The sequence below is a fragment of the Amycolatopsis anabasis genome (assembly GCF_009765355.1).
Lineage (GTDB): Bacteria > Actinomycetota > Actinomycetes > Mycobacteriales > Pseudonocardiaceae > Amycolatopsis > Amycolatopsis anabasis.
On sequence record NZ_VTHK01000004.1, the window covers coordinates 284636 to 309033 of the forward strand.

A 24398-nucleotide genomic window follows, 5' to 3' on the forward strand; every position below is an offset into this window, starting at 1 on the left:
TGATGCGCCACCGCATGCTTCGGTTGCCCCAGCGTGAAGTTCGCAGTCCGGACCGGGTAACTCGTGTGCCGAAACGGGGAACTCGGTGTGCTGGAACGGGGAACTCGCGCGACGGGAACGGGGGACTCGCGGTCGGGAAGGGGCAGCGGCAGGCCCGGGGGGCACGGGCCTGCCGCGAGTTCATGGGTTACTGGTCAACCACGATTTCGCCGCACGCAGGCCCGCCGGTGTGATCTCGTGTCCTCCGGGATGCCAGTGCGTGGTGACTTCCGCGGAGCGCTTCTCCAGTTCGGCCACCAGCCGGTCGGCCGAATCCCGCGGGGCCATCGGGTCGTGTTCGCCGTTGGACAGGAAGACCCGGGTTCCGGTGAGGTCGTGCTCGGGCGATTCGGGCACCGGCAGCATCGCGGCGAACAGGGCCGCCTCGGTCAGCGCGTCCGGCCGCAGCAGGGTGAGCGCGGCCGCGATGTTGGCGCCGTTGGAGAACCCGACCGCGACGAGACGTCCGGTGAGGCCGTATTCCGCCCGCGCGGCGAGCACGAACTCGGCGAGCTGGACGGTTCGCCTGAGCACGTCCTCGGTGTCGAAGACGCCCTCGGCCAGGCGGCGGAACCAGCGCGCCATGCCGAGTTCGGACACCGGACCGGCCGGGGCCAGCAGCGCCGAGGACGGGCTCAGCACGCGGCCGAGTTCGACCAGGTCGTCCGGCGTGCCCCCGGTGCCGTGCAACAGGAGCAGCGCGGGCGCGTCCGGATCTCCCTCGCGGAAACGGTGGTCCAGGGAGAGGGTCATCGCGGTTCCGGGTTGTTCTCGCTGGGCAGGTTCAGCTTGGGCAGCAAGTGGCTGATCTGCTCCCGGCTCGGCTCCAGCCACGGCGGCAGTTTCAGCGCGCGGCCCAGTTCCAGCAGCGGCTCGTCGATCGCGAACCCCGGTTCGTCGGTGGCGACCTCCAGCAGCGTGCCGCCCGGCTCGCGGAAGTAGATCGACCGGAAGTACTGGCGGTCCAGGATCGAGGTGACGTGCACCCCGCGCTCGACGAGTTCCTGCCGCCACGCGGCCTGGGTCGGTTCGTCCGGCGCCCGCCACGCCACGTGGTGCACGGTGCCACCGGCCACCAGGCCCTTCGGCGCCTCCGGGGTGACCAGGACGTCAACCAGCGCGCCCGGGCCGCCGTCACCGGCGCTGAACCGGATGCGGTTGCCCTCGCTCGCGGTGAAGCTCAGCCCCAGGCCCTCGGTCAGCATGGCCACCGTCGCGTCCTCTTTGGACACCGACAGGGTCACCGAGTGCAGGCCGCGGATGGCGTGTTCGGCGGGCACGTGCCCGTTGTCCCACGGGTCCCGCGGGTCGCCCTGCGGATGCGCGACCAGCGCCAGCTGGAGGCCGTCGGGGTCGCGGAAGGTCAGCACGTCCTCCTGCTCGGCGTTGCGGACCCGGCTCGTGGCCACCCCCGTCGCCGCCAGATGCTCCTGCCACCAGCCGATGGAGGCCTCCGGCACGGAGAACGAGGTGGTGGTGGCCTGCCCGGTTCCGTGCCGCCCGCTGGGTGCGTCGCGCCAGGGAAAGAAAGTCATCAACGTCCCCGGCTTGCCGGATTGGTCGCCGTAGTAGAGGTGATAGGTTCCGGGATCATCGAAGTTGACCGTGGTCTTGACCAACCGCAGGCCCAACGTGCGCAGGTAGAAGTCGGCGTTGCGCTGCGGATCACCACCGATGGCGGTGACGTGGTGCAAGCCGCTGGTCTTGATACTCGTGCTGTAGGCCGCCATGACAACTCCTCAGGAGCGGATGATTGAACGCTAAACCCGGAACATCTTGCGCGCAAGAAATATTCCAGCAGAACAACCACGGCAGGTGCGTCCGGTGACGAGTGGCGACGAACCCCGCATCGACGACGACGAAATCGTCACCTGGTGGGGCCTGGTGATCGAGGGTTACCTGGCTACCCAGGACAAGTTGATGGGTGAGATCTTCGAACGGTTCGGGCTGGCCCCCGCCTCGTTCGACATCCTGGTCCGGCTGATCCGCACGCCCGGGCACCGGATGCCGATGACCCGCCTGGCCAGCGAGGCGGCGTTGTCCAGCGGCGGATTCACCAAGGTCGCCGACCGGCTGGTCGCCGCGGACCTGATCCGCCGGGTGCCCAGCCAGGACGACCGGCGGGTCACCTTCGCCGAGCTGACCGAGCACGGGCTCGACGTGGCCAACCGGTCGCGCCGCGCGTGCGCGGACATCCTCCGCCGGACCGTGCTCGCCCCGCTCGGCCCGGAGGCGTCGGTCGCGCTCGCCGAGGCCATGCGGACGCTGCGCCGGGTCAACGGCACCGAGCCCGCCGCGCCCGAGACCTCGAGCCCGGCCCGCCGCCCGGCCCCGCCCCGCCGCTGACGCCGCCACGGTCGTGAGTGTTCGGGCGGGCGCGAACCGGCCTGGTCACTCTCGACCGAGCTGGCGGTCGTGGGCGCGGCGGAGTGTCAGTTGCGCCACGATCGCGCCGCAGAGCGCGAGGAACATGTCCCAGTGGGTGTCCCACGGGTCGCCCTGGGTGCCGAGGAAGTCGTCCGCCCCGCTGCCCAGCACCATCGCGCTGCCCCCTTCGACGAGTTCGAAACAGGCGCTGATCGACAGGCAAACGCTTGCGGTCAGGAAGAACGTCCAGCCGCCGCGGCGCAGCGGGGTCAGCCGCAGCAGGATCTCCCGCACCGCGATCGCCGGGACGAAACCCTGGACGAAGTGGGCGAACCGGTCGTAGTTGTTGCGCGAGGTGCCCATCAGCTCGCGCAACCAGTCGCCCAGCGGGGTCTCCGCGTAGGTGTACTGGCCGCCGTAGCAGAGCACCAGCGCGTGCAGCACGAGCAGCCAGCAGAGCAGGCGGGTGAGCGGGAACCGGTGGCGCGCCAGCACCACCAGCGGCAGCCCGATCAGCACCCACACCACTTCGAGCAGCCAGGTGCCCAGGCTCTTCGCGCCGATCCCGGTCCAGGCGAGCGCGGCCACGACGACGGCGACCAGCACCAGGCCCTCGGTGCGGCCGACCTTCGTCATGCGACCACGGTAAGCAGGCGGAGCACGATCCGCAGCGAGCTTGGTTAACCATTGACAATCGACCTCGCGGTGACCGAGGCTGTGCCCGACCACAGCGAGGTGCGATGAACCTGTTCGAGAGCCTGGCCGCGCGGGAGAAGCCGGTGCGCTGCGCGGTGCTCGGCTGCGGCAAGTTCGCGACGATGTTCCTCAGCCAGGCGGCCCGCCTGCCCGGACTCGAGGTCGCCGCGGTCGCGGACCTTTCCGCGGCGCGCGCCCGGGCCGCCCTCGCCGAGGCCGGTCAGCCCGAAGACGTCCGGATCTCCGAGGACCCCTACGAGGTGCTCGGCGCCCCGGACGTCGAGGTGGTCGTCGAGGCCACCGGCGATCCGCTGGCCGGGACCGAGCACGCGCTCGCCGCGATCGAGCGGGGGCGGCACGTGGTGATGGTGACCGTCGAGGCGGACGTCCTCACCGGGCCGGTGCTCGCCGAACGGGCCCGCGCGGCCGGGGTCGTCTACTCGATGGCCTACGGCGATCAGCCCGCGCTGATCTGCGAACTCGTCGACTGGGCGCGCACCTGCGGGTTCTCGGTGGTGGCCGCCGGGAAGGGCACCAAGTACCTGCCCGAATACCACCGCTCGACCCCGGAGACCGTCTGGGAGCACTACGGTTTCACGCCCGAGTACGCGGCGGGCGCCGGGCTGAACCCGCGGATGTTCAACTCCTTCCTCGACGGCACGAAATCGGCGATCGAGATGGCCGCGGTCGCCAACGCGACCGGCCTGCGGCCCCCGGCGGGCGGCCTCACCTTCCCGCCGTGCGGCGCCGACGACCTGGCCTCGGTCTGCATCCCCGCCGAACACGGCGGCGCGCTGGACGGTCCCGGTGCGGTCGAGGTGGTGTCCAGCCTGCACCGCGACGGCACCGCGGTGGCGCGGGACCTGCGCTGGGGCGTCTACGTCACGCTCGAAGCGCCCTCGGACTACGTGGCCGGGTGCTTCGCCCAGTACGGCCTGCGCACCGACCACAGTGGACGGTTCGCGGCGATGTACCGCCCGTTCCACCTGATCGGCCTGGAACTCGGGGTGAGCGTGCTCTCGGCGGCGCTGCGCGGCGAGGCGACCGGGCGGCCGCGCGGGTTCACCGCGGACGTGGTCACCGTCGCGAAACGCGCTCTCGCGCCGGGTGAGGTGCTCGACGGCGAGGGCGGCTACACGGTGTACGGCAACGTGCTGCCCGCCGGGGAATCGGTGCGCCGCGGGCTGCTGCCGATCGGCCTCGCGCACGGGGTCCGCCTGCGCGCCGGGGTCGCCGCGGGGCAGGCGATCGGCTACTCGGACGTCACCTTCGACACCGATTCCACCGCCCTGCGCCTGCGCGGGGAACTCCGGTGACCGGCCTGTCCCCGGGCCTCGGCGACACCGTCACCCGGCGCCTGCGCGACGCGATCCTCTCCGGGGCGCTGCGCGACGGCGAGCGGCTGGTCGAACGGGACCTCGCCGCCACGCTCGAAGTCAGCCGCGGCCCCGTGCGCGACGCGCTGCGCCAGCTGGCCACCGAGGGCCTGGTGGTCTCCGAATCCCGCCGCGGCACCCGGGTCGCCTCGCTCACCCCGGAGGACGGCGAGGAGATCATGGCCATCCGCGAGGCCATCGAACCGCTGGCCGTGCGCTACCTGGTGACCGGCGCCGAACCGCCGTACGAATCCCTGCACCGGCTCCTGGACGAGCTGCGCACCGCGTGCGAGCGGGGCGACTGGCCGGGGGCGGTGCTCGCCGACTTCGCGCTGCACCGCCAGCTCTACGTGCTGTGCGGGCGGCGGCGCCTGCTGCGGCTGTGGGAGGGCATCAACGCCCCGCTGCTGCACATCTTCCGGATGAACCTCGGCCTGTACGAATCCATCGAGCAGGTTCACGCCAACCACGCGAAACTGGTGGCCGACATCGAGTCCGGCGACCCGGTGCGCGCGGAGCGGGCGATCCGCGAGCACATCACGCACTTCCGACCGCAACTACTGGACCTCATGCAGGACCGGGCACGAGGAGAGGATTGAGATGGCGGACCTCAAACCCCGCAGCAGGGACGTGACCGACGGGATGGAGCGTGCCGCCGCGCGCGGCATGCTGCGCGCGGTCGGCATGGGCGACGAAGACTTCGCCAAACCGCAGATCGGCATCGCCTCGTCGTGGAACGAGATCACCCCGTGCAACCTCTCGTTGCAACGGCTGGCGGAGGCGAGCAAGCAGGGGGTGCACGCCGCCGGTGGGTTCCCGATGGAGTTCGGCACCATCTCGGTGTCGGACGGGATCTCCATGGGCCACGAGGGCATGCACTTCTCGCTGGTCTCCCGGGAGGTGATCGCCGATTCGGTGGAGACCGTCGTGCAGGCCGAGCGGCTGGACGGCACGGTCCTGCTCGCGGGCTGCGACAAGAGCCTGCCGGGGATGCTGATGGCCGCGGCGCGCCTCGACCTGGCCGCGGTGTTCCTGTACGCGGGCTCGATCCTGCCCGGCACGGTCGACGGGCGCGAGGTCACCATCATCGACGCGTTCGAGGCGGTCGGAGCGTGCGCGCGGGGGCTGATCTCCCGCGAAGAGGTGGACAAGATCGAGCGCGCGATCTGCCCCGGCGAGGGCGCGTGCGGCGGGATGTACACCGCGAACACGATGGCCTGCGCGGCCGAGGCGCTGGGCATGTCGCTGCCCGGTTCGGCCAGCCCGCCGTCGGTGGACCGCCGCCGCGACCGGTTCGCCCGGGCGAGCGGCGAGGCGGTGATCGGCCTGCTGGCCAAGGGGATCACCGCGCGCGACATTCTCACCCGGGAGGCGTTCGAGAACGCGATCGCCGTGGTGATGGCGCTCGGCGGTTCCACGAACGCGGTGCTGCATCTGCTGGCCATCGCCCACGAGTCCGAAGTGGACTTGACGCTGGACGATTTCACCCGGATCGGCAAGAAGGTCCCGCATCTGGCGGACGTGAAACCGTTCGGGCGGCACGTGATGACCGCGGTGGACCGGGTCGGCGGGGTGCCCGTGGTGATGAAGGCGTTGCTGGACGCCGGATTGCTGCACGGTGACTGCGTCACGGTCACCGGGAAGACGCTGGCCGAGAACCTCGCCGAGCTGGCCCCGCCGGAACTCGACGGTGACGTGGTGCGCAGGCTGTCCGATCCGATCCACCCGACCGGCGGGCTGACCATCCTGCACGGCAGCCTCGCCCCGGAGGGCGCGGTGGTGAAGAGCGCCGGGTTCGACTCGGCCCGTTTCGAAGGCACCGCAAGGGTTTTCGACGGGGAGAAGGCGGCGATGGACGCGCTCGGCGAGCTGAAGGCCGGGGACGTCGTGGTGATCCGGTACGAGGGGCCGCGCGGCGGGCCGGGGATGCGCGAGATGCTCGCGGTGACCGGGGCGATCAAGGGCGCCGGGCTCGGCAAGGACGTCCTGCTGCTCACCGACGGCCGGTTTTCCGGTGGCACCACGGGACTCTGCGTGGGGCACGTGGCGCCGGAGGCCGCGCACGGCGGGCCGATCGCGTTCGTCCGCGACGGCGACCCGATCGTGCTGGACATGGAGACCATGACGCTCGATCTGGGCATCGACGAGGCCGAGCTGGCCCGGCGCCGGGAAGGCTGGGAGATGCCGGAACCGCCGCGCCGCACCGGGGTGCTCGCGAAGTACGCCCGGCTCGTCGGGTCCGCCGCCCAGGGTGCGGTCTGCTCATGACCGCGGCGGAGATCACCGGGGAGGCCGCCGCGCCGAAGGTGCGGACGGCGCGGATCGCGGTGGCCAGTTTCATCGGCACCGCCATCGAGTTCTACGACTTCTACATCTACGGCACGGCCGCCGCGCTGGTGTTCGGCAAGCTGTTCTTCCCGACCTTCTCCGCGCTGGCCGGGACGCTCGCCGCGTTCGCGACGTTCGGCGTCGGGTTCGTGGCCCGCCCGGTGGGCGCGGTGGTGTTCGGCCACTTCGGCGACCGGATCGGCCGCAAGGCCATGCTGATCGCCTCGCTGCTGGTGATGGGCACCGGGACCGTCGCGATCGGACTGTTGCCGACCTACAGCGCGATCGGCATCGGCGCGCCGATCCTGCTGGTGCTCTGCCGGTTCCTGCAGGGGTTCGGGCTCGGCGGCGAATGGGGTGGCGCGGTGCTGCTGGCCACCGAGTACGCGCCGCAGGGCAGGCGCGGGCTGTGGTCGAGCTTCCCGCAGATCGGTCCGGCGATCGGGTTCATCATCGCGAGCGGTTCGTTCCTGGTGCTCAGCGGAACGTTGCCGGAGCAGGACTTCTCCGCGTGGGGCTGGCGGATCCCGTTCCTGGCCAGCGCGATCCTGGTGATCGTCGGCTACTACATCCGGATGAAGATCGCCGAAACGCCGGTGTTCGAGAAAGCCATGCGGGAACAGGAAAAGGCGAAGGCGCCGATCGTGGAAGTGGTGCGGCGGCAGCCGAAAACCCTGCTGCTGGCCACCGGCGCGTTCATCCTCGCGCACACGCTGTTCTACACGATCACCACGTTTTCCCTGTCCTACGGCAAAACCGTGCTGCACCTGAACCAGAACACGTTGCTGATCTGCGCGATGGCCGCCGCGGCGGTGATGGGTGTGGCGACGCCGATCCTGGCGGTGTACTCGGACCGGATCGGCCGCCGCAAGGTGTGCCTCGGTTCGGCGGTGCTCGCGGCGGCGTGGGCGTTCCCGCTGTTCGCGCTGGTCAACACCGGGCAGCCGGTGCTGATCGGGATCGGGCTTTCGGTCGGGCTGATCGCGTTCGCCGCGTTGTTCGGTCCGATGGGCGCGTTCCTGCCGGAGCTGTTCGCCACCCGGTACCGGTATTCCGGGGCGTCGGTGGCGTACAACGCGAGCAGCATCGTTGGCGGCGGGGTCACCCCGATCCTGGCCACCCAGCTCATCGCGTCCACCGGTTCCTCGGTGCCGGTGTCGCTCTACCTGATCGGCATCGCCGCGGTGTGCGGGCTGTGCGTGCTGTTCCTGCGCGAAACGCACACCGTGGACCTGACCACCGACGCCGGGTTGCACCGGTGACCCTGGTCGTCACCGGCGGCGGCTCGGGCATCGGGCTGGTCACCGCGCGGCGCGCCGCCGACGCGGGGTTGCGGGTCGCCGTGCTGGACCGCAAGGTCGGCGCGGTGCCGACGAATGTCGACATAGCGATACCGGTCGACGTCACGGATTCCGATCGGGTGCACAACGCGATGCGGTCGATCGGCCCGATCTCCGCGCTCGCCACCTGCGCCGGAATCGCCCCGCCCGGCGGGCTGCTGGACACCGATCCCGAGGAGTTGCAGCGGGTTTTCCAGGTGAACGTGTTCGGCACCGTGTACGCGATGCGCGCGGTGGCGCCGGTCATGCGCGAAGCGGGCGAGGGCGCGATCGTCACCGTGTCCTCGGTCGCGGCGCACCGCGGCGGCGGCCTGCTCGGCGGAACCGCTTACGCGGCAAGCAAAGCCGCGGTGATCGGGCTGACCAAGGCCGCCGCCCGGGAACTCGCCCCGCACGGCATCCGGGTGAACAGCGTCGCGCCGGGCCCGGTCGCCACCCCGCTGCTGACCGAACCCGAACGCTTCGCCCGAGACACCCTGCTGAACCGCGTCGCCGACGCGGACGAGATCGCCGAGGCCGTGCTCTTCCTGCTCGGCCCCGGCGGCCGCAACATCACCGGCGAAACCCTCAACACCAACGGCGGCGCCCACTTCGCCTGACCGGCTCGTGAGTGTCGTTCGGTTGCGTCGAAAGTGCGCGCACTTTCGGGTCGTGTCGCGGCGGCACTTCCCCATCGTGGTGACCTCCTTGCCCGCGGGAGCGAGGGGGGCCGGGCGCTGGGGGTGGGTCAGGACTTGCCCTGGTCGTTGCTGAGCCACTTCTCCGGGCGCATGCGAACCAGGATGGACGTTTCGCCGAGGGCGGTTTCGACGTACTTGGCGGCTTCCCCGGCGGGCAGGTAGCGGCCCGCGATCTTGAGCGCCTGCTCCTTCGTCGGCGGCTCGTCGCCCGCGACCACCGGACCTTCGGCGGTGACGTACTTGTACGGCCACGACTCGTCCTGGGCCACCAGGCTGAACTTCCCGGCCGCGCGGATCGTCTTGTCCTTCACGGTGTCGCGTTCCATCCAGATCAGGACCTCCCCGCCGGGTTCGTAGTCGTACCAGACCGGCACGGCCAGCGGCCCCCGCCCGTCCCGGTTCACCGCCAGCACGCCGACGTGCGTCCCGGACAGGAACGCCTGGCGCTCCTCGGCGGTCATGACAAACGAAGACATCTGCTACTCCCTGTCGGTGGCGCGGGCGTACCGCGCGGCCAATGTCCGGATGTACTCGACGAGTTCCCTCGGTTCGGTAACGTCGAAGTCCACCCCGAGCATTCCAAGATGGACGGCCAGGCTCTCGATCGAATCGGCCCCGGTGTCCAGCACGCAGGTCCGCGCGTCCACGGCCTCGACCACGCCGACCGCCGGATTGATCCGCTCGGCCACCGCCGCGGCCGGCGCGTGCAGCACGACCCGGGCCCGGTACCGCCAGGCCGCCGCGGAAACCCGGCCCGACACATACGCGGCCACGTCACCCCCGGGTGGTTCGCGCGGTTCGAACCGCGGCCCGGTCGGCGTGCGCGGGGAGATCCGGTCGGCCCGGAACGTGCGCCAGTCCTTCCGGTCGACGTCCCACGCCACCAGGTACCAGCGACGGCCCCAGTTGACCAGCCGGTGCGGTTCGACCGCGCGCGGGCTCACCTCGCCGCGGTGGTCGCGGTAGTCGAACCGCAGCCGCTCGGCGTCCCGGCAGGCGTTCGCGAGCGCGGTGAGCACCTCCGGGCCCACCTCCGGCCCGGGCCGGTCGGCGGGCACCCGGACCGTGTACGCCTGCAGCGCGCTCACCCGGTGCCGCAGCCGCGAGGGCAGCACCTGTTCCAGCTTCGCCAGCGCCCGCACCGAGGTCTCCTCGATCCCGGTGATCGCCCCGCCCGCCGCGGTCCGCAGCCCGATCACGACGGCCACGGCCTCCTCGTCGTCGAGCAGCAGCGGCGGCAGCGCGGCGCCCGCGCCCAGCCGGTACCCGCCGAACGTGCCGGTGGTCGCGTGCACCGGATAGCCCAGTTCGCGCAGCCGCTCCACGTCCCGCCGGACCGTGCGGTCGCTGACGCCGAGCCGTTCGGTCAGCTCCGCGCCGGTCCACTCCCGCCGGGACTGCAGCAGGGCGAGCAACCGGAGCAGTCGTGCCGAGGTCTCCAACATTTTTCCAGTCTGCCATTCGTTTAGGACAGAACCTGGCCGGAAGGGTCCATAACGTTCCTGCCATGACGAACAACAAGGAAATCCGCCCCTTCCGCATCGACATCCCGCAGTCCGAACTGGACGACCTCACCGCCCGGCTGGACAACACCCGCTGGCCGGACCAGATCCCCGGCGCCGGCGCGAAGTACGGCGTGCCGCTGGACCACGTCAAGGAGCTGGCCGCCTACTGGCGCGACGGCTACGACTGGCGGGCGCAGGAGGCGCGGCTCAACGAGTACCCGCAGTTCACCACCGAGATCGACGGCCAGGACATCCACTTCCTGCACGTCCGCTCGCCCGAGGCGGACGCCTTCCCGCTGATCCTCACGCACGGCTGGCCGGGCACGATCCTCGAATTCGTCGAGCTGATCGGCCCGCTGACCGATCCGGTCGCGCACGGCGGCCGGGCCGAGGACGCCTTCCACCTGGTGATCCCCTCGGTTCCCGGGTTCGGTTTCTCCGGGCCGACCCGCGAGGAGGGCTGGGACCGCAAGCGCATGGCGGCCGCCTGGGCCGAGCTGATGAGCAGGCTCGGCTACCAGCGCTACGGCGCGCACGGCAACGACGGCGGCTCGTTCGTGTCGCCGGAGCTGGGCCGGTTGGCTCCGGGGCAGGTGGCGGGGGTGCACGTGAACCAGGTGTTCTCGTTCCCGTCCGGCGACCCGGCCGAGATGGCGGACCTGTCCGAGCGCGAGCAGCAGGCCCTGGCCGTGCTGGGCACCTTCTGGGAGGAGATGTCCGGATTCCAGAAGCTCCAGTCGACCCGGCCGCAGAACCTGGCCTACGCGCTCACCGATTCACCGGTCGGCCAGCTCGCGTGGAACCTGCAACTGATCAACGACGGCACCGCCCCGGACGAGATCGACGCGGCGCTCGACCGGGACTGGATCCTGACCAACGTGATGCTGTACTGGCTGACCGGGACGGCCGGTTCCTCCGCGCGGTTCTACTACGAGGACGCGCACGCCGAGCCGAGCACCGAGCCGACCGCGTTCCCGCTGGGCGTGTCCGTGTTCCGGCACGACTTCCAGTCGATCCGGCGGTTCGCCGACCGCGACCACAAGAACATCGTGCAGTGGCGCGAGCACGACCGCGGCGGCCACTACTCCGGTAAGGACGCCCCCGACCTGCTGATCGGCGACCTGCGCGCGTTCTTCGGCAAGGTCCGCTGAGCCGGTGGCCGCGCCGGAAGGACCTCGGGTAGGAAGGAACCCGGGGTCCTTCCGGCATTTCCTGGACAGAAGGCGGGTGCCATGGCGGAACCGTTCGCCACACGACGGCTCGACGAGACGACCGAGGTGACCGCGCCGGACGGGTCGGCCGTCCGCCCGCTGGCCGTCCTCCCCGGCGTGGCCAGCTTCGCGCACTTCGAACTCGCGCCGGGTCAGGTCTCGGCGGCCGTCGCGCATGCCACGGTCGAGGAGATCTGGTACGTCATCGGCGGCTCGGGCGAGATGTGGCGGAGTCAGGACGGCCGCGCGGAGAACACCGCCCTGGCCCCCGGGATCTGCCTGACCATTCCGCTCGGCACGTCGTTCCAGTTCCGCGCCGCGGACCAGGGCCTGCGGGTTGTCGCGGTCACCACCCCGCCCTGGCCGGACGGCACGGACGAGGCGCGCGCGGCCCGCGGGCCCTGGTAGCGATCAGGGCGCGGGGTCGCCGGAGACTTCGAGGTGCTCGGCGACCCCGGTGAGGTCGATCACCCGCTGCACCTGGCGGCTCGGGGACACCACGAGGGTCACGTCGCGCTCCTCGGCGTGGCGCTGCACCTGGAGCAAGGTGTTGAGCGCCGAGGAGTCGAAGAACGTGACCGCGGTCAGATCCGCCACCACCCGGCGGGGACGCTGCTCGTCGATCACCGAAACCAGCGCCTCCTGCAACCGGGGACTGGTGAGCAGGTCGAGTTCGCCGGTCACCTTCACGCTCGGGCAGTCCGAACCGGCCGAGGCGTCCGCCACGGTGACGCTGAACCCGGGCGACTGCGTGTTCCGCTCATCGGCGGGCATCCACTCTCTCCTCATGCTCTATGAGAATCCAGTACACGCCTGTGGTCTCAAGCGCCGTCCTCGTTCGCCGCTGCGAACGAGGTGAGCCGAGCTTAGCCGAGCCGGCCGCTCAGGAGACGAGCGGAGGTCAGACCTTCGGGCGATTTCGCCGCACGAACGTCCCCCGCGCCCGGGTCATGGTCACAACCACGCCTTCAGATCGTCGATTTCCACCATGGGCATGCCCCAGCGCAGCGCGGCCGCCTCGAGATCGGCGCTGCCCGCCATCGTGCCGTCGGGGTTCATCACCTCGCAGCACACGCCCACCGGCGGCAACCCGGCCGCGGCGCACAGCGCGACCGTCGCCTCGGTGTGCCCGGCCCGCTCGGCGAGCAGGCCCGGCCGGGCCGCCAGCGGGAAGACATGGCCGGGGCGCAGGAAATCGGCGGGGGTCGCGGCCGGATCGGCCAGCTTCCGCACGGTCGCCGCGCGTTCCGCCGCGGACACCCCGGTCCCGTCGCTCGCCGCCAGGTCCACCGGGACCGACCACGCGGTGCCGTGCCGGTCCCCGTCGCCGGGCATCGGGCCGATCTCCAGCCGCCGCAGCACCTCGGGCGCGCACGGCACGGTCGGCAGGCCGCAGACCCGGGTGAGCAGGAAGGTGAACGATTCGGGGCGCAGCCGCGCGCCCGCGAAGATCACATCCCCCTCGCCCTCGGTGTGCGGATCCCAGACGATCACCCCGCCACCCGCGGCGAGCCCGCTCAGCACCTTCTCCACCCCGGCGCGCCCGCTGACGTGCCCGGCCCACGGCAACCGGGACAGCGCCCGCCCCAGGGCCGAACCGGCCGAGTGCGGAACCCGTTCCGCCAGCCGCGTGACCAGATCCACCTCGAGGTTGACCCGGTCGCCCGGCTCCAGGCCGCCCAGGGTGGTCGCGGCGCGGGTCATCGGCAGCAGCACGATCGAGAACCGGTCGCGCAGGACCTCGGCGATCGTCACGCTGACCCCGTCGAGGGCGATCGGCGATTTGGCCAGCAGCCGGGCGAGCAGGCGTTCCGGCGGCCGGATCCACACGCGCAGGCCGCCGCCCTCGCCGTCGACCCGCACGACCTTGCCGACCGCGTCCACGTAGCCCTGGACCAGGTGCCCGTCCAGGGTGTCGCCGACGCTCAGCGGCACTTCGACGTTGACCGGCGCCCCGGCCGTGAGCGCGTCGAAAGTGGACCGCCGCCGCGTTTCCGCGGTGACGGCCGCCTCCAGCACGCCGCCGGGGAACGGCCGCACGGTGAGCCGGACCCCGTTGACGCACACCGAACCGCCGTCGCCGACCGAGCCCGCGCTCTTCGGCGCGCGCACCCGCAGCAGTTCGTCCTTGATCTCCTCGACGACCCCGAGTTCGCCGATCCGCCCAGTGAACATGGCTGACACCCCAAGCAATCGCGACGCGAAATCCCGGCTGTGCCCGCCGAACGCGGGCCGCGGGAGCGGGGTCTGACCGCATGGCCCCGGAATCGCACCGGGTCGTTCCACCCCGTCGGCGGAACCGGCCGACTATACGGCCACACCGTGGAATCGCACCACCCGGCGAGCATACCCGCAGATGTTACTGATTGGTAGCCTCGGCTCGTTGTTCATTCCTTTGCATGGACACCTACGGAAGGCCCGATGTTCGCGAAACGTGTTCACTCGCGGGCCGGGCTCGCATACCCTGGCCGCGGCAGTTGGGAGGCCAGGCGATGGACTGGAAGGGCCGGCTCTACCGGCGGGAACGGCTGGACGAGCTGACCGCGCGGACGCGGTACGAGGCCAGGTTGTACCTGAACTCGTCGGTGGCCAGCGACGCCTACGACAACATCGCGGACGTCTTCTACCTCGCGCACTCCGAATGCTCGGAACTGCTGGTGCACCACCGGTTGCTGCCGTGGTGGGAGCGCCTGCTGCTGATGCGGTACTGCCGCCGGATCTACGGCCGGGCCGTGCTGGACAGCGTGCGCGACACACCCCGCGAACCGGAGTCGGTGTCCGCGATCGGGTTGCGGTTCACCGCCGTCGTCGATCCGGACGTCCCGGCGCTCGGCGCCACCTTCGACGAGGCGCCCACGCTGATGAACGCCTTCCGCGCGGAGATCCTCGGCATGGCCCCGCAGTCCGGGGACACCGGGGCGCGGTACGACCTGCAGGGGCGGGGCCTGCTCAACGTGTTCCGGCTGGCCAACGGCAAGGCGGGCGAGCCGTGGGCGGACCGGCGGGACGTGGCGGCGACCTCCGCGCGCAACATCCTGACCTGTTCGGAGAAGTTCGCGCGGCGGCGGATCTGGCACGTGGCGTGGCCGATCTACCGGGTCCGCGGCCTGCGCCTGTGGAAGCTCTGAGCTTCGGGACCCCTCCCCGAAAGATGCCGTAGACGGATCGCCATGAACGCCCCTGGTGAACGACCCCCGTTGAACGAACGCCGCCGGCGCCTGCGCGAAGAGCGGCGCAAGCAGTCCCCGGCCGAGCAGGACCTGCCGAGACCCGGGGCCGCGGCGCCGGTGGGGGCGATCGTGTTCGCGCTCGTGCTCGGTTTGTTCTGCCTCGCCAGGACGGCAGTCGGGTTCACCGCCGCGTCCTCGGCGGCCCCCGGCTCGGGTTGGGTCCTCATCGTCCTCGACGCCGCGATCGCGGCCCTCTGCCTCGTCGGCACCGTCCTGCTGGTGGTCCGGCGACCGGGGGCGGCGGCCACCGTGACCGCCGGGGGTGCCCTGGCGCTCCTGATGATCCCGGTCATCCTGATCATCGCCTCGTTGCCCGGGAACGGCGGCGGCAGCGGCGCCACCGCCGCGGTGCCGTACGTGTTCCTGGGCGTACCAACCCTGGTCTTCGTCCACGGCGGGCGCGCCCGGCGCTGGCTGGACCGGTCCTGACCGGAATGCGCCGGGTGGTCACGGCGTTGACCCGGGCATGACCGATCTCGCGGAACGCGTGCTCGCCGAGGCGAACACCATCGCCGTCGTCGGCCTGAGCCGCGACCCGGCCAAGGCGGCGCACGGGGTGCCGGCGACCCTGCAGGCCGCCGGTTTCCGGATCATCCCGGTGCATCCCGAGGCGACCGAACTGCTCGGGGAGAAGGTGTACCGCTCGCTGGCCGAGGTGCCCGGACCGGTCGACATCGTGGACGTCTTCCGCCCCGCCGGCGAGGCGCCGGGCATCGCGGAACAGGCGGTGGCCCTCGGCGCGAAGGCGCTCTGGCTGCAGCAGGGCCTGGTGTCGCCCGAGGCGCGGCGAATCGCCGAAGCCGGCGGCCTGGACTACGTCGAGGACCGCTGCATCGCGGTGGTCCGGGCCGTCGCGGGCATCACCAAGCGCTGACCCCCTGCGGAGGAAAACGTACACAGGCACGGCCAACCTGTGTACACTTTCCTCCACGGGAGGTGGGCGAAGTGAGTGTTCCCGACGAACTGCCGGAAACCTTCACCTACAGCGAGGCCCGGCGGCACGGCCTGTCCGACCGCCGGATCTACGAGCTGCGCGACAACGGCTCGCTCGAAGCGCTGGGGCGGGGGCTGTACCGGCGCGCGGACGCGGACGCGGTCGCCGACATCGACCTGCTGGAGATCGCGTACAAGGCGCCGGAGGCGACGCTGTGCCTGGCCAGCGCGCTCGCCCGGCACGGCCTGACCGACCTCATTCCCGCGGTGACCGAGGTCGCGCTCCCTCGCGGGCGCCGCCGCCCGGTGGTCGGGGCGGCGGTCGGCTGGCACCTGTTCGCGCCCGAAACCTTCGACCTCGGCCGCGAGAAGCTCAAGCTCGATTTCCATACCACGATAGGAATCTACTCCGCCGAACGGTCCATAGTGGACGCCTTCCGGCTGCGTCACCGGGAGGGTCCGGAGCTGGCGAACACGGCGTTGCGGCGGTGGCTGGCGCGCCCGGGCGCCCAGCCCGCGGCCCTGCTCGCGCTGGCCCGGCACTTCCCCCGCACCGAGGCCCCGCTGCGGCGGGTCCTGGAGGTCCTGCTGTGAGCCGCCCGACGCGGGAAACCCTCGCCGGGCGGCGGTACCTGGACCTGCGGAACCTGGCGCGCAAGGGGAAGCGGCCGACCGACGAACTGCACCAGCTCTACGCGCTGGAAGGATTCCTGGCCCGCCTCGCGGAATCCGCCTACGCGGACCGGTTGGTGCTGAAGGGCGGCGTGCTGCTCGCCGCGTTCGACATGCGCCGCCCCACCCGGGACGTCGACCTGGAAGCGCGGCGGGTTTCCAACGACGTCGGCGAGATCCTCGCGATGGTCCGGACCATCGCGGCCGTGCCCCTGGACGACGGCCTGGCGCTGGACGGTGATTCGGCCACCGCCGAACTGATCCGCGATCTGGACGCCTACAGCGGGGTCCGGGTCTCCCTCACCGGTTCGCTGGCCGCGGCGCGGCTGAGCTTCCACGTCGACGTGAGCGTCGGCGATCCGATTCATCCGGCCCCGCAACGGATCAGCCTGCCCCGGCTGCTCGGCGAGGACCACATCGCGCTGCACGGCTACCCGCTGCCGATGGTGCTCGCCGAGAAGATCACCACCGCGCTGCAGCGGGGCACCGCGAACACCCGGTGGCGCGATTTCGCCGACGTCTACTTCATCGCCCACCGGCACCGGATCGACGCGGACGAACTGCGCGCCGCGCTCGCGGTCGTCGCCGGGCACCGCGGCGCGGAACCGGCCTCGCTGGCCGAATCCCTGCCCGGCTACGCCGATCTGGCGCAGGCGCGCTGGTCGGCGTGGCGACGGCGGCAACGGCTCGAGGACCGCCTGCCCGCCCGGTTCGCCGAAGTCCTCGACGCGCTCACCGCTTTCGCCGACCCGGTCCTGACCGGCGCCGTGGCCACCGGATCGGCCTGGCTCCCCGAAGACCTCGCCTGGACACCGGGCGACATCGCACCGCCGAAACCGGGGACTTCCTAGCCGAACTCCACACTCAGGCAAGCGAACTACACACTCGGGCACGTGAACTACACGTTCAGGCAAGCGAACCGCACACTCGGAACCGCACCCCGCGACACCGGTCGGCACCCAGGTCCCGCCGCGATCCAGGGCCGCCTCTGCCCGAGTGCGCAGTTCGCGGTCCCGAACGTGCGACTCGCTGTCCCGAACGTGCGACTCGCGTGCCCGAGTGTGGAACTCGCGGGGAGGCAGCGGGCTGGCGCTCGCTGGGTCAGGGTGCGTAGGCGGCGAGGTTGAACAGGTCGAAGAGGCGTTGCTGGGTTTCGTCGCGGTCGGTGAGCAGGCGGTGCGTCCGGGGGCGGCCGCCGGTCGACGGGTAGCGCAGCAGGGTTTCGCCGATTCCGGCGAGCTGGTCCATCAGTTCGCGCACCGAGAGGTTCAGCCCGGCGCGGTCGGCTTCGCGGCGCATCAGGTGGGTGACCGCGGCGGCGAGCACGCACACCAGCGCGTGCACGGTGATGCGGTCTTCGGTCCAGCACCAGCGGGGTGCCGGGCCCGCCACGAACGGATCGTTCAGGCGGCGGAACGTCGAATCGAGGTGGTACCGGGCGCGGTAGGCGGTGATCACGTCCGGCAGCGGCCAGTCCTCGTGGTCGGTGACCAGCAGTTGCTTGCCGAAGAACTCCTCGTCCAGCCGGGCGCGGGCGGCCTCGTCGATGCGCCACGCGAGCCGGATCGAGCCCGGTTTCGTGCCGGTGACCTCGGTCGGCAGCACCCGGTCGACGCGCCGGGCGCGGGTGATCCGGGCGATGTCGCTGAGCACCTGCTCCCGCCCGTGCCGGTAGGCGCCGCTGTCCAGGGCGGCGGCCAGCCCCTCCAGTTCGCGCGTCGCGTTGCTCAGCGCCTGCGCGAACCCGCGGGCCTGGGCGGCGTGCAGGGTGGGCGAATGGGTCAGCACCAGCCGCCGCCGCGCCCCGGCCACCGTGGCCCGGGTGTCCAGCGCGGTGACGCCGGGGAACCGTTCCGGATCGACCGGCCGCCGCGCCGACGCGGGCCGCGCGAGCAGTTCGGGATGGTCGCCCAGCGGCAGCGAACCCACGAAATGCCGCCCGGACGACAGGTCCAGCTGCGAGTACTGCCCGGTGTCGAAGACCAGCGTGACCTCGCCCGCGCCGGTCATCGCGCAGTGCCGCCCGGCCAGCTCTTCGGCGAGCGCGCCGAACGAGGCGATCCCCGGCCGGTTGCGCCGGTATCCACTGGCCACCAGCGGCACCGCGCCGTCCATGGTGACCACCAGACCCAGCCCGTGCAGGGCCGCCTCGTGCCCCGCCCGGTTCGGGTCCGCGCCGGTGAAGGTCGCGAAGTTCGGCACGTCCAGCGCGAGCGCGGGGCCGGGCAACCGCTCGCCCACCGCCGCGCAGACCGCGGCCTCGATCCGGTCCAGGTGCTCGCGGGTGAGGCGTTGCAACGCGCGCCAGCACCGGTCTTCGGTCACCGCCGCGCGGGCCAGCCGGGGCCGGACGAACCGGTCGGCCGCGGTGCCCGGCCACCACCGCCGCAGGCTGGTGTTCGGCGCGGTCGCCCGGTGCAGGACGGCCAGCGCGAGGTACGTGCCCACCGAAACCTTCGCCCGCTGCGGACCCACCGCCGCGTCCACCAGGCGCACCAGGCCCAGTTTGTCCACTGTGGACCAGACCGCGGCGACGTCGCCGAAGGCGAGGCGGCGCGAGTCCCGGGGCGGGGCCGCCGCGCCGCCGTCGAATGCCCGTTCGATGTCCTCGGCGGTGCCGAGGTAGCGCTGGGAGACGATCCGCGGTTCGCCGTCCACCCGCGCCGACTTCGCGAGGTAGTAGTAGGTCTGTCCGTTCCGCCGCTTCCCGATCACCGAGGCCACACTTTAGGTAATACACACCCCACCCGCCCCCGGGCAACCGGGGCGGCCATCCTGAGCTGGGGAAACGACCCGGATCACAGCATGCGACCGGGGTGCACCCGTTTCAGCGCTGGCAGCGGCTCGGCGCGCGGTTCTAGCGTCGGGACCATGGCCCTTGATCACGCCGAGACCGCGCCCACCGCCTCCGCGATGCGCCGCGCGCTGGCCCGCGCGCGCGACGGCAAGACGCTCGACCTGGACGAGGCCGCCGTGCTGCTCCAGGCCCGCGGCGCCGACCTGGAGACCCTCTCCGGCCACGCCGCGCGGGTGCGCGACGCCGGACTCGCCGCCCTCGGGCGGCCGGGGGTCGTCACCTACAGCAAATCCGTGTTCATCCCGCTGACTCGCCTGTGCCGCGACCGCTGCGGCTACTGCACCTTCGTCACCGTGCCCGGCCGGGTGGACTCGCCGTATATGTCCCCCGACGAGGTGCTCGACATCGCGCGCAAGGGCGCCGAAATGGGCTGCACCGAGGCGCTGTTCACGCTCGGCGACCGCCCGGAGGACCGCTGGCAGGCCGCGCGCGAATGGCTGGACGCGCACGGCTACGACGACACGCACTCCTACGTGCGGGCGATGGCGATCCGCGTGCTCGAAGAGACCGGGCTGCTGCCGCACCTCAACCCCGGGGTGATGTCCTGGCAGGACCTGCAGCGGCTCAAGCCGGTCGCCGCGTCGATGGGCATGATGCTGGAGACCACCGCGCGCCGCCTGTTCACCGAGAAGGGCGGGCCGCACTACGGCTCACCGGACAAGGACCCCGACGTGCGTCTGCGGGTGCTGGAGGACGCCGGGCGCAGCTCGGTGCCGTTCACCACCGGCATCCTGATCGGCATCGGGGAGAACTACACCGAACGCGCCGATTCGATCTTCGCGATCCGCAAGGTGGCCCGCACCTACGGCGGCATCCAGGAAGTGATCGTGCAGAACTTCCGCGCGAAGCCGGACACCAAGATGCGCGCGACCCCGGACGCCACCCTGGAGGAGCTGGCCGCGACCATCGCGGTGGCCCGCCTGGTGCTCGGGCCGAAGATGCGCCTCCAGGCGCCGCCGAACCTGATCGGCCAGCAGTACGAGACCATGCTGCGCGCCGGGATCGACGACTGGGGCGGGGTTTCCCCGATCACCCCGGACCACGTGAACCCGGAGCGCGCCTGGCCGCAGATCGACGAGCTGACCCGGCGCACCGAGGCGCTCGGCTTCACCATGCGCGAGCGGCTGCCGATCTACCCCGAGTACGTCCGGGCGGGCGAGCCGTGGCTGGATCCCCGGCTGCGCGCGCACGTCGACGCGCTGGCCGAGCCGGAGACCGGTCTGGTCAAGGAAAACGTCGTGGTGAAAGGGATTCCGTGGCAGGAGCCGGACGGCGGCTGGCAGGAATCCGGGCGAACCGATCTGCACGTCGAGGTGGACACCACCGGGCGCACCGAGGATCGGCGCAGCGACTTCGATTCGGTGTACGGCGACTGGTCGGAGATCGCCGGGAACATCAAGAGCGGCCCGGCCCGGTTCGACGCCGACATCCGGGATGCCTTGCGCAAGGCGGAAAAAGACCCCGCCGGACTGTCCGACGACGAGGCGCTGGCGCTGCTGCACGCGGACGGCCCGGAACTCGACGCGCTGGCCCGGATCGCCGACGACCTGCGGCGCGCGGTGTCCGGCGACGACGTGACGTTCGTGGTCACGCGCAACATCAACTTCACCAACGTCTGCTACACCGGCTGCCGGTTCTGCGCGTTCGCCCAGCGGCGCACCGACGCCGACGCGTACACGCTCTCGCTGTCCCAGGTCGGCGACCGGGTGGACGAGGCGTGGGCGGCCGGGGCCACCGAGATCTGCATGCAGGGCGGCATCCACCCGGACCTGCCCGGCACCGCGTACTTCGATCTGGCGCGGGAGGTCAAGAAGCGGCAGCCGGAGATCCACCTGCACTCGTACAGCCCGATGGAGGTCGTGAACGGCGCCTCCCGCACCAACCTGTCCATCGAGGACTGGCTGGCGCGGGCACATGAGTCCGGAGTGGACAGTCTGCCGGGCACGGCCGCGGAGATCCTGGACGACGACGTGCGGTGGGTGCTCACCAAGGGCAAACTGCCCACCGCCACCTGGATCGAGGTGATCACCGCCGCGCACCGGCTGGGCATCCCGACGACGTCGACGATGATGTACGGCCACGTGGACACCCCGGCGCACTGGGTCGGCCACCTCAAGCTGATCGCCGATCTCCAGCGGCGCGCGCTGGAAACCACCGGGAGGCGCGGGTTCACCGAGTTCGTGCTGCTGCCGTTCATCCACCAGAGCTCGCCGATCTACCTGGCCGGGCTGGCCCGGCCGGGCCCGACGCTGCGGGAGAACCGGGCGGTGCACGCGCTGGCGCGGCTGCTGCTGCACGGGATGATCGACAACATCCAGTGCTCGTGGGTGAAGCTCGGCGAAGAGGGCTGCCGCGCGGTGCTCCAGGGCGGGGTGAACGACCTCGGCGGGACGCTCATGGAGGAGACGATCAGCCGGATGGCCGGCGCCTCGCACGGCTCCTACAAGACGATCAGCGATCTGGCGTCCCTGGTGGAACCGCTGGGCCGCCCGTTGCGCCAGCGCACCACCGGTTACGGCACGCCGTCGCCGGAGCGGATCGCCGCCGCGCAAGCGAGCGACGGCGTCGCCCGGGCGGTCCGCCGCCTCCCGCTGCTGACCTGATCGCCGCGCGCGTTTGCGGTGCGCCGGGGCGGGGTAGCCGGGAGCAACGAGTAGGCGCCTCGCGGGAGCACGGGTCGTTATGTTCTTCAGTCGGCATGAGCGGCAGGAGCTCGACAAGATCGAGCAGTGGTTCGAGGCGAGCGATCCGGAGCTCGCGCACGCCTTGCGGGATGGCACGCTGCCGCCCAACCACCGGCTGCGACGGTGGCTGCGCGTCGGGCTGGACCTGCTGGCGGGCATGCTGCTCGTGTCCGGCCTGCTGCTCGGCGCTTCCGGCCTGATCCTGCTCGGCGTGGGCGTCCTGAGTGCCGCGGTCTGGCTGCACGTGGCGCACCGCCCCGGCGAGGAGCCCCCGTGACCGGCCGCCCGGTCCCGGTCGTGCTGGCCGCCGCGGCCTTCGCGCTGGCGGCCTGCGGCGATGCCGCCACCCCGCCGAACCAGCCGGAGCAGCGCGGGACCACGAGCAGCACGCCGCCGCCCGCGCCCGAGCGGACCGTGCGCGGAGTGGTCCGGCCGGGAGTGGAGGCGGGCTGCCTGGTGCTGCCCGCGGACGGCACGGAGTACCTGCTGATCGGCCGCGCGGAGGCGCTGCCGCCCGGGCGGGACGTGGTGGTCCGGGGCCGGGTGGACCGCGGGACGGCCACCACCTGCCAGCAGGGCACGCCCTTGGTGGTGCTGGAGGCCCGGCCCGCCTAGAACCGCGGATTGTCCGGCAGCCTTTCGGAAATTGTCATGCTCGTACGGGTCCGTGACCATTCGACCCGATCGTGCGTGATTGTTTTTCCCGGGCATGTCAATTTGCCGACTCGGCAACTATCCTGGCGCCATTCGCGGGGAACGGATCACGGTAGAACGCGAATGATTTTCCCAATATCATACAATCGGCACCGCCCCGGCCGTACCCTGCCGACGGCTCTCGAGCAGCGGATCGAGCCGAGGATGATTGAAGGTTGAACGATCATCGTCGCCGCATACGAGGAACGCGCTCACCAGCATCGGAGCTCGGCGCGAAACTTGTCACCTCCGGTCGTGTCCCTGTTCACAAAACTATCAACTCCCCCTTCGCAAACCACCCGATCGGGTGTATTGCCAAGGTGCTCGAAGGGGGACGACAACCGCCGTGTTGACAGGTCCCACGGCCCGAAATTAAGTTACGCGAGCCACAAAATCCCGATCACCTTCGACGGCGAAGACACCGATTTTGTTGCTACCAGAGGCGAACTTGGGGACCGATGTGGGTACCACGCGCATGACCGGCATGAGACCGAACAGTTCCTACCGATTCCGTCCGGAGACGGAGGTTTCGGCCGTACGGGTGCCGGACACTCCGCGGCCGCGCACCGCGCCCGACGTCGAGGTGACCGGGTTCAGCCGGTCGCGGCGGCTGTGGTCGTCGATGCCGCGTGAGCTGGCCGAACGGTTCCGCCCGCACGCCGATCCCATGGCGCGGGCGATGGTGCACGAGATCCAGCGCGCCATCCCGGAGTACGCGCAGCCGCTGGAAGGCCCGTTCGGCGAGGTCATCACGCGCGGCGTGCAGCAGGCGATCCTGTACTGCCTGGACAACTTCGGCGATCCCGCGGCGCCGCAGGAGGCCTGGTGCCAGGTCTTCCGGAAACTCGGCAAGATCGAGTTCAACGAGGGCCGCAGCCTCGACTGCCTGCAGACCGCCTACCGGGTCGGCGGCCGGGTCGCCTGGCGGCACGTCGCCGAATTCGGGCAGTCCCAGGGCGTCGGCCCGGACATCCTGTGCGTCTGTGCCGAGGCGATCTTCGCCTACGTCGACGAGATCTCCGCGCTGTCCATTGAGGGCTACACCGCGCAGCAGGTGCGCGCGGCGGGCACGATGGCGCGGCGCCGGCGGCGGCTGCTCGAACTGATCCTCGCCGAACCGCCCGCGTCCCCGCAGGCGATCGCCAGCCTGGCCGCCGCCGCCCGCTGGCGGTTGCCGGAGTGGGTCACCCTGATCGCCCTGGAACCACGCTCCGACCAGCACGAACTCGGCACGCCCGCGGTGGACGGGGAGGTGCTGATGGACCTCGAAGGCGCCGCCCCCTGCCTGCTGACCACCGATCCGGCTCGTGATCTCGGCCAGCTCGAAGCCGAACTGCACGGCTGGCGGGCCGCGGTCGGCCCCCGCGTGCGGCTCAGCGACGCGGGCGTCTCGCTGCGCTGGGCCCGCCGGGCCATGACGCTGGTGCAGCGCGGGGTCCTCGACGACGCCCCGGTCACCTGGTGCGCCGACCACCTCTCCACGTTGTGGCTGCTCAGCGACGAGTTCCTGGTCCGGGAGCTGAGCGCCCGCAGCCTGGCGCCGTTCGACGGGCTCACCGTGAAGCAGCGCGCCCGGCTGAGCGAGACCCTGCTCGTCTGGCTGCAGCAACGCGGCAGCGCGCCGGAACTGGCCGCGAAGCTGAACGTGCATCCGCAGACCATCCGGTACCGGATGCACCAGCTCGAGGAGCTTTTCGGGGACCGGCTCAACGACGCGGACGAGCGGCTCAACCTGGAAATCGCGTTGCGCGCCGAACGGCTCACCAGCGGGAACTGATCGGTTGCTC

General features: G+C 71.4%; 25 protein-coding genes. 17 read left to right on the forward strand and 8 right to left on the reverse strand.

The features are described 5' to 3' along the window. Positions 1-180 precede the first annotated feature (180 nt). Entirely contained in the window at positions 181-792 is a 612-nt protein-coding gene (locus FXO23_RS07550; protein ID WP_158882201.1) for an alpha/beta hydrolase, read from the reverse strand. Next, positions 789-1769 carry a ring-cleaving dioxygenase gene (locus FXO23_RS07555; RefSeq protein WP_158882203.1) on the reverse strand — a complete coding sequence of 327 codons (981 nt, stop codon included), beginning with the start codon at positions 1767-1769 and terminating at the stop codon, positions 789-791. The genes FXO23_RS07550 and FXO23_RS07555 overlap by 4 nt, the downstream gene beginning before the upstream one ends. A 94-nt stretch (positions 1770-1863) precedes the next feature. Between FXO23_RS07555 and FXO23_RS07560 the strand changes: the two genes are divergently transcribed. Then, positions 1864-2385, forward strand: coding sequence for a MarR family winged helix-turn-helix transcriptional regulator (locus FXO23_RS07560; RefSeq protein ID WP_179956708.1), 522 nt, complete (start codon positions 1864-1866; stop codon positions 2383-2385). 45 nt (positions 2386-2430) lie between these two features. Here FXO23_RS07560 and FXO23_RS07565 read toward each other — a convergent pair whose 3' ends face one another. Beyond that, on the reverse strand, positions 2431-3042 hold the full coding sequence (locus FXO23_RS07565; protein WP_158882205.1) for a DUF2238 domain-containing protein: 612 nt from the start codon (positions 3040-3042) through the stop codon (positions 2431-2433). 104 nt (positions 3043-3146) lie between these two features. Between FXO23_RS07565 and FXO23_RS07570 the strand changes: the two genes are divergently transcribed. From FXO23_RS07570 to FXO23_RS07590, 5 genes are read left to right on the forward strand one after another with little or no spacing between them, the layout of a single operon-like run. Beyond that, entirely contained in the window at positions 3147-4418 is a 1272-nt protein-coding gene (locus FXO23_RS07570) for an NAD(P)H-dependent oxidoreductase (RefSeq protein WP_158882207.1), read from the forward strand. Further along, positions 4415-5077, forward strand: coding sequence for a GntR family transcriptional regulator (locus FXO23_RS07575; RefSeq protein WP_158882209.1), 663 nt, complete (start codon positions 4415-4417; stop codon positions 5075-5077). Before FXO23_RS07570 ends, FXO23_RS07575 begins: the two co-directional genes overlap by 4 nt. A 1-nt stretch (position 5078) precedes the next feature. Continuing rightward, the gene (ilvD, locus tag FXO23_RS07580; protein ID WP_158882211.1) at positions 5079-6746 is read left to right on the forward strand and encodes a dihydroxy-acid dehydratase; all 1668 of its coding nucleotides are present in this window, start codon (positions 5079-5081) and stop codon (positions 6744-6746) included. Then, positions 6743-8068, forward strand: coding sequence for an MFS transporter (locus tag FXO23_RS07585; protein WP_158882213.1), 1326 nt, complete (start codon positions 6743-6745; stop codon positions 8066-8068). Before ilvD ends, FXO23_RS07585 begins: the two co-directional genes overlap by 4 nt. Continuing rightward, positions 8065-8745: an SDR family NAD(P)-dependent oxidoreductase gene (locus FXO23_RS07590; protein ID WP_158882216.1), complete on the forward strand. Its 681-nt coding sequence runs from the start codon at positions 8065-8067 to the stop codon at positions 8743-8745. The genes FXO23_RS07585 and FXO23_RS07590 overlap by 4 nt, the downstream gene beginning before the upstream one ends. 128 nt (positions 8746-8873) lie before the next feature. Here FXO23_RS07590 and FXO23_RS07595 read toward each other — a convergent pair whose 3' ends face one another. Next, a complete protein-coding gene (locus FXO23_RS07595; RefSeq protein ID WP_158882218.1) occupies positions 8874-9302 on the reverse strand; it encodes a pyridoxamine 5'-phosphate oxidase family protein in 429 nt (142 codons plus the stop codon). Positions 9303-9305: 3 nt separating this feature from the next. Beyond that, a complete protein-coding gene (locus FXO23_RS07600) occupies positions 9306-10271 on the reverse strand; it encodes a helix-turn-helix transcriptional regulator (protein WP_158882219.1) in 966 nt (321 codons plus the stop codon). Between the two features lie 62 nt (positions 10272-10333). Here FXO23_RS07600 and FXO23_RS07605 point away from each other — a divergent pair, with 62 nt between their 5' ends. Both FXO23_RS07605 and FXO23_RS07610 read left to right on the forward strand, forming a co-directional pair. Then, on the forward strand, positions 10334-11482 hold the full coding sequence (locus FXO23_RS07605; protein WP_158882221.1) for an epoxide hydrolase family protein: 1149 nt from the start codon (positions 10334-10336) through the stop codon (positions 11480-11482). An 81-nt stretch (positions 11483-11563) separates the two neighbouring features. Next, complete coding sequence (locus FXO23_RS07610; protein WP_158882223.1) at positions 11564-11950, forward strand: cupin domain-containing protein; 387 nt, start codon at positions 11564-11566, stop codon at positions 11948-11950. A 3-nt stretch (positions 11951-11953) separates the two neighbouring features. On the opposite strand, the gene FXO23_RS07615 is transcribed toward FXO23_RS07610, so the two are convergent. Continuing rightward, on the reverse strand, positions 11954-12316 hold the full coding sequence (locus FXO23_RS07615; protein WP_158882225.1) for an STAS domain-containing protein: 363 nt from the start codon (positions 12314-12316) through the stop codon (positions 11954-11956). A 180-nt stretch (positions 12317-12496) separates the two neighbouring features. Beyond that, the gene (locus FXO23_RS07620) at positions 12497-13717 is read right to left on the reverse strand and encodes a 3,4-dihydroxy-2-butanone-4-phosphate synthase (RefSeq protein WP_158882227.1); all 1221 of its coding nucleotides are present in this window, start codon (positions 13715-13717) and stop codon (positions 12497-12499) included. A gap of 317 nt (positions 13718-14034) precedes the next feature. Here FXO23_RS07620 and FXO23_RS07625 point away from each other — a divergent pair, with 317 nt between their 5' ends. From FXO23_RS07625 to FXO23_RS07645, 5 genes are all read left to right on the forward strand, one after another. Further along, the gene (locus tag FXO23_RS07625) at positions 14035-14670 is read left to right on the forward strand and encodes a hypothetical protein (RefSeq protein WP_158882229.1); all 636 of its coding nucleotides are present in this window, start codon (positions 14035-14037) and stop codon (positions 14668-14670) included. Between the two features lie 69 nt (positions 14671-14739). After that, positions 14740-15201, forward strand: coding sequence for a hypothetical protein (locus FXO23_RS07630; RefSeq protein WP_158882231.1), 462 nt, complete (start codon positions 14740-14742; stop codon positions 15199-15201). 37 nt (positions 15202-15238) lie between these two features. Continuing rightward, positions 15239-15646 carry a CoA-binding protein gene (locus tag FXO23_RS07635; protein ID WP_158882233.1) on the forward strand — a complete coding sequence of 136 codons (408 nt, stop codon included), beginning with the start codon at positions 15239-15241 and terminating at the stop codon, positions 15644-15646. Positions 15647-15717: 71 nt separating this feature from the next. Further along, positions 15718-16299, forward strand: coding sequence for a type IV toxin-antitoxin system AbiEi family antitoxin domain-containing protein (locus FXO23_RS07640; RefSeq protein WP_218951917.1), 582 nt, complete (start codon positions 15718-15720; stop codon positions 16297-16299). Continuing rightward, positions 16296-17228, forward strand: coding sequence for a nucleotidyl transferase AbiEii/AbiGii toxin family protein (locus tag FXO23_RS07645; protein WP_158882237.1), 933 nt, complete (start codon positions 16296-16298; stop codon positions 17226-17228). The genes FXO23_RS07640 and FXO23_RS07645 overlap by 4 nt, the downstream gene beginning before the upstream one ends. Before the next feature lie 250 nt (positions 17229-17478). Here FXO23_RS07645 and FXO23_RS07650 read toward each other — a convergent pair whose 3' ends face one another. Continuing rightward, positions 17479-19101 (reverse strand): IS1634 family transposase, encoded by a 1623-nt coding sequence (locus tag FXO23_RS07650; protein WP_158882239.1) that lies wholly within the window; start codon positions 19099-19101, stop codon positions 17479-17481. A gap of 189 nt (positions 19102-19290) precedes the next feature. Between FXO23_RS07650 and FXO23_RS07655 the strand changes: the two genes are divergently transcribed. The 4 genes from FXO23_RS07655 (at position 19291) to FXO23_RS07670 (ending at position 24388) form a co-directional block, all read left to right on the forward strand. Further along, positions 19291-21837 carry a bifunctional FO biosynthesis protein CofGH gene (locus tag FXO23_RS07655; RefSeq protein WP_246257025.1) on the forward strand — a complete coding sequence of 849 codons (2547 nt, stop codon included), beginning with the start codon at positions 19291-19293 and terminating at the stop codon, positions 21835-21837. Between the two features lie 79 nt (positions 21838-21916). Further along, the gene (locus FXO23_RS07660; protein ID WP_158882243.1) at positions 21917-22195 is read left to right on the forward strand and encodes a DUF3040 domain-containing protein; all 279 of its coding nucleotides are present in this window, start codon (positions 21917-21919) and stop codon (positions 22193-22195) included. Beyond that, positions 22192-22533 carry a hypothetical protein gene (locus FXO23_RS07665; RefSeq protein ID WP_158882245.1) on the forward strand — a complete coding sequence of 114 codons (342 nt, stop codon included), beginning with the start codon at positions 22192-22194 and terminating at the stop codon, positions 22531-22533. The genes FXO23_RS07660 and FXO23_RS07665 overlap by 4 nt, the downstream gene beginning before the upstream one ends. Positions 22534-23233: 700 nt before the next feature. Beyond that, a complete protein-coding gene (locus FXO23_RS07670) occupies positions 23234-24388 on the forward strand; it encodes a PucR-like N-terminal domain-containing protein (protein WP_246257026.1) in 1155 nt (384 codons plus the stop codon). Positions 24389-24398: the final 10 nt, after the last annotated feature.

Excerpts from the sequence above, each read along its gene's own strand:
- FXO23_RS07595 (WP_158882218.1), bottom strand. The coding sequence starts at position 9,302 with ATGTCTTCGTTTGTCATGACCGCCGAGGAGCGCCAGGCGTTCCTGTCC.
- FXO23_RS07625 (WP_158882229.1), top strand. The coding sequence starts at position 14,035 with ATGGACTGGAAGGGCCGGCTCTACCGGCGGGAACGGCTGGACGAGCTG.
- FXO23_RS07605 (WP_158882221.1), top strand. The coding sequence starts at position 10,334 with ATGACGAACAACAAGGAAATCCGCCCCTTCCGCATCGACATCCCGCAG.
- FXO23_RS07610 (WP_158882223.1), top strand. The coding sequence starts at position 11,564 with ATGGCGGAACCGTTCGCCACACGACGGCTCGACGAGACGACCGAGGTG.
- ilvD (WP_158882211.1), top strand. The coding sequence starts at position 5,079 with ATGGCGGACCTCAAACCCCGCAGCAGGGACGTGACCGACGGGATGGAG.
- FXO23_RS07635 (WP_158882233.1), top strand. The coding sequence starts at position 15,239 with ATGACCGATCTCGCGGAACGCGTGCTCGCCGAGGCGAACACCATCGCC.
- FXO23_RS07585 (WP_158882213.1), top strand. The coding sequence starts at position 6,743 with ATGACCGCGGCGGAGATCACCGGGGAGGCCGCCGCGCCGAAGGTGCGG.
- FXO23_RS07550 (WP_158882201.1), bottom strand. The coding sequence starts at position 792 with ATGACCCTCTCCCTGGACCACCGTTTCCGCGAGGGAGATCCGGACGCG.
- FXO23_RS07600 (WP_158882219.1), bottom strand. The coding sequence starts at position 10,271 with ATGTTGGAGACCTCGGCACGACTGCTCCGGTTGCTCGCCCTGCTGCAG.
- FXO23_RS07620 (WP_158882227.1), bottom strand. The coding sequence starts at position 13,717 with ATGTTCACTGGGCGGATCGGCGAACTCGGGGTCGTCGAGGAGATCAAG.
- FXO23_RS07555 (WP_158882203.1), bottom strand. The coding sequence starts at position 1,769 with ATGGCGGCCTACAGCACGAGTATCAAGACCAGCGGCTTGCACCACGTC.
- FXO23_RS07565 (WP_158882205.1), bottom strand. The coding sequence starts at position 3,042 with ATGACGAAGGTCGGCCGCACCGAGGGCCTGGTGCTGGTCGCCGTCGTC.
- FXO23_RS07570 (WP_158882207.1), top strand. The coding sequence starts at position 3,147 with ATGAACCTGTTCGAGAGCCTGGCCGCGCGGGAGAAGCCGGTGCGCTGC.
- FXO23_RS07655 (WP_246257025.1), top strand. The coding sequence starts at position 19,291 with ATGCGCCGCGCGCTGGCCCGCGCGCGCGACGGCAAGACGCTCGACCTG.
- FXO23_RS07670 (WP_246257026.1), top strand. The coding sequence starts at position 23,234 with ATGCCGCGTGAGCTGGCCGAACGGTTCCGCCCGCACGCCGATCCCATG.
- FXO23_RS07660 (WP_158882243.1), top strand. The coding sequence starts at position 21,917 with ATGTTCTTCAGTCGGCATGAGCGGCAGGAGCTCGACAAGATCGAGCAG.
- FXO23_RS07615 (WP_158882225.1), bottom strand. The coding sequence starts at position 12,316 with ATGCCCGCCGATGAGCGGAACACGCAGTCGCCCGGGTTCAGCGTCACC.